Annotated in this window: 3 protein-coding genes; all 3 read right to left on the reverse strand. The window is 69.3% G+C overall.

Going from position 1 to position 3,403, the window contains the following annotated elements; translation table 11 throughout:
- The coding region (locus AB4Y84_RS16810; RefSeq protein WP_442250487.1) for an XdhC family protein at positions 1-734 on the reverse strand (734 nt) is incomplete at its 3' end.
- Positions 731-2,932, reverse strand: coding sequence for an aldehyde oxidoreductase molybdenum-binding subunit PaoC (gene paoC / locus AB4Y84_RS16815; protein ID WP_442243626.1), 2,202 nt, complete (start codon positions 2,930-2,932; stop codon positions 731-733). The genes AB4Y84_RS16810 and paoC, both read right to left, overlap by 4 nt.
- Positions 2,929-3,403 (reverse strand): FAD binding domain-containing protein (locus AB4Y84_RS16820; protein ID WP_442250488.1); only part of this gene is annotated, 475 nt, incomplete at its 5' end. The genes paoC and AB4Y84_RS16820, both read right to left, overlap by 4 nt.

Raw genomic sequence — 3,403 nt, forward strand, 5'->3', positions numbered from 1 at the left:
TGCATCACGAGTGCGGCATCGGCCACGTCGGCGGCAGCGGAAGAAGAATGCGAGCCATCGGCAAGGGACAGGTGCTCGCGCCAGCGGGGCCGCGGTTCTTCAACATGCGCGCACCAGCCCAGATGGTCCAGCAGGGGTAGCAGAAGCGCGGCCTCCGGGCCTGCTCCGTGCACGTGCACGACAGGCGACCGGTGCCACTGCAGCCGCCAGCGGTGGTTGCCGTCCAGCGGCTGCGGGGCGGCAGGGGGCACCGTGCGGGTGAAGGTGAAGCCGGCGCAGCGGGCGTCTAGCCGTCCATCAGCCTGCAGTGCCAGGTGCAGCGTGTGCGGCCCTTGCAGCCAGGTATCGAGAAGCTGTTCGATGCCGCCGAGCTGCGGCAACGGAAGCAGTGCCAGCCACTGGCGACCCCGGCATCCGGTGGCATTGCCGGAGAACAGCGCAGCGTCGTCGCGGTTGTCGATCTCCATCCATACGATGCGCCCGGCATCCACCGCGTTGGCGGCCTGTCGCGCCAGCTCCGGTTCCAGGCAGCCGCCACTCAGCCAGCCAACCTGTCGACCCGGTTCGAACAGCGCGCAGGTGCCCGCGCGGCTGTAGCTGGACCCTTCCGTCTGCAGCACCACTGCCAACGCAGCCGCGCGGCCGGTACGCGCCGCGTCGGCGGCGGCCTGCAGCACCGGGCGCGGGTTGCCGCCGTCCAGATCCAACGGGGCAGGGTGCAGCGCACTGGTCATGCGATGTCCGGCAGGCCGGCGAGCAGCTTGTCCAGGGTCAGCGGATAGTCGCGCACGCGGATTCCGGTCGCGTTGTACACCGCGTTGGCCACTGCCGCGCTTACGCCGCACAGGCCCAGCTCGCCAACGCCCTTGGCCTTCATCGGCGACGACACCGCATCGCTTTCATCGAGGAACACCACCTCCTGGTGCGGCACGTCGGCATGTACGGGTACTTCGTAGCCGGCCAGGTCGTGATTGACGAAGAACCCCAGCCGCCGATCCACCACCAGTTCCTCCGACAGCGCTGCGCCGATGCCCATTGTCATCGCGCCGATCACCTGGCTGCGCGCGGTCTTCGGGTTGAGGATGCGGCCGGCTGCGCACACGGCCAGCATGCGGCGGATCCGGCTTTCGCCCGAGGCCACATCCACGCCCACCTCGACGAAATGCGCGGCGAAGGTCGACTGCTGGTACTTCTCCTGCAGCGTGTCGAACTCGATGCTGTCTTCGGCCACCAGCTCGCCGGCCTGAGCGGCATCGGCAAGGGCGCGGCTGCGGCCCCCTGCGGTCACCTTGCCGGCTTCGAACTGCGCTGCCGCCGGGTCCATTCCCAGCGCCTGCGCGACCTTCGTACGCAGTGCCATGCATGCGGCGTAGACGCCTGCGGTGGAGCTGTTGGCGCCCCACTGGCCACCGGACCCGGCAGCCACGGGATAACGGGAATCGCCCAGCTTGACCGTGACCTGCTGCAACGGAACGCCGAGCATTTCCGCGGCCGTCTGGCCGATGATGGTGTAGCTGCCGGTGCCGATGTCGGTCATGTCGGTTTCCACGGTGACCTGGCCATCAGCGGCCAGGCGCACGCGTGCGCCGGATTTCATCACCAGGTTGTTGCGGAAGCCTGCTGCCACGCCCATGCCGACCAGCCAGCGTCCATCGCGCACGGCGCCCGGGGTGGCGCTGCGCCGCTGCCAGCCGAATCGTTCGGCGCCCGTGCGCAGGCACTGCACCAGCTGCCGCTGTGAAAAGGGGCGCTCGGGATTGGACGGGTCGACCTGGGTGTCGTTGCGGATACGGAATTCGATCGGATCCAGGCCGAGTTTGATGGCCATTTCGTCCATGGCGATTTCCAGCGCCATCAGTCCCGGCGTTTCGCCCGGCGCGCGCATGGCATTGCCTTCGGGCAGGTCGAGGGTGGCCAGGCGCAATGCGGCCAAGCGGTTGGGCCCCGCATACAGCAAGCGGGTCTGCTGGACCGCTTCCTCCGGCGAGCCGCCTGGCAGGTTGCCCGACCATGATTCGTGGCCGATGGCGGTCAGGCTTCCTTCCGGCGTTGCGCCCAGCCGGATGCGCTGCAGCGTGGCCGGGCGGTGCGTGGTGTTGTTGGCGATCAGCGGCCGCTGCAGGGCCACTTTCACCGGCCGCTTGGCAGCGCGTGCGGCGAGCGCGGCCAGCAGCGCATCGGAGCGCAGGAACAGCTTTCCGCCAAAGCCGCCGCCGATGTAGGGCGACACCAGCCGCACCTTGTCCTTGGCGATGCCCAGGGTGCGGGCCAGATCGGTGCGGCCCCAGTCGATCATCTGGTTGGAGGTCCACACCGTCAGCTGGTCGCCTTCCCAGGCAGCCATCGTGGCGTGCGGCTCCATCATTGCGTGCGACTGGTCCGGGGTGTGGTAGGTCGCGTCGAGCGTAACCGCCGCCTGGCTGAAGGCCTTCTCGAAATCGCCGACGCGCGCATCGGGCTCCGGTGTCTGCAGGGAAGCGCCTGCCTGCTTGGCGTCCGCCAGATCGAAGTGGCCACGCTGCGGGGCATAGCGGATGCGGATCTGTCCGGCCGCAGCGCGGGCCTGTTCGAACGTTTCGGCCACCACCACCGCCAGTGCCTGGTGATAGTGGTGCACCTTCGGACCACCCAGCAGCGGCGCGGCGTTGCGCTTGACCGGATGCAGCGGCCCGGCGGTGTCGGCGGTGACGATGGCCAGAACGCCGGGCGAGCGCCGCGCCGCCTCCAGCTCCATGCGGGTCACGGAGCCGGTGGCAATCCCCGCGCCGACCACCACACCATAGGCGGGGGCGGACGGGGTGGCGTCATGCCATTCGTGTGCGTAGGTGGCCTTGCCGGTGACCTTCAACGGGCCGTCGATGCGATCGTGCGGCTTGCCGATGACGGTCTGCGCATCGATCGGATTGCGACCTGCAGGGGTGTCGAATTTCATGCCTCGGCCCTCACGTCCTGCAGGATGGAAGCCAATGTGCGTTCGGCCAGCGCCAGTTTGAAGGCGTTCTGTGCGGTGGGCGCAGCACCCTGCAGCAGCACCGACATCACGGCGGCGGCGCCCTGCGGCAGGGCCGCATCGGCCGCAGCGCTGTGCCACGGCTTGTGCGCGACACCGCCAAGGGCGATCCGGCCGCTGCCATCGGGCCGCAGGATCGCCGCCACCGACACCAGGGCGAACGCATACGATGCGCGGTCGCGCACCTTGCGGTACACGTGCACGCCACCCGGGGGCGGCGGCAGGACTACGGCGGCGATCAGCTCGCCCTTGTCCAGCACGGTGTCGATATGCGGCGTACGGCCAGGAGCGCGATACAGGGCGTCCAGCGCGATGTTCCGGCGCGATCCGTCGGCGCGGACGGTCTCCACCGATGCATCCAGCGCCATCATCGCCACCGCCATGTCGCTGGGG

Origin of the sequence: Stenotrophomonas sp. 2YAF22 (assembly GCF_052114665.1) — a bacterium.
In the GTDB taxonomy this organism is placed as follows: domain Bacteria; phylum Pseudomonadota; class Gammaproteobacteria; order Xanthomonadales; family Xanthomonadaceae; genus Stenotrophomonas; species Stenotrophomonas indicatrix.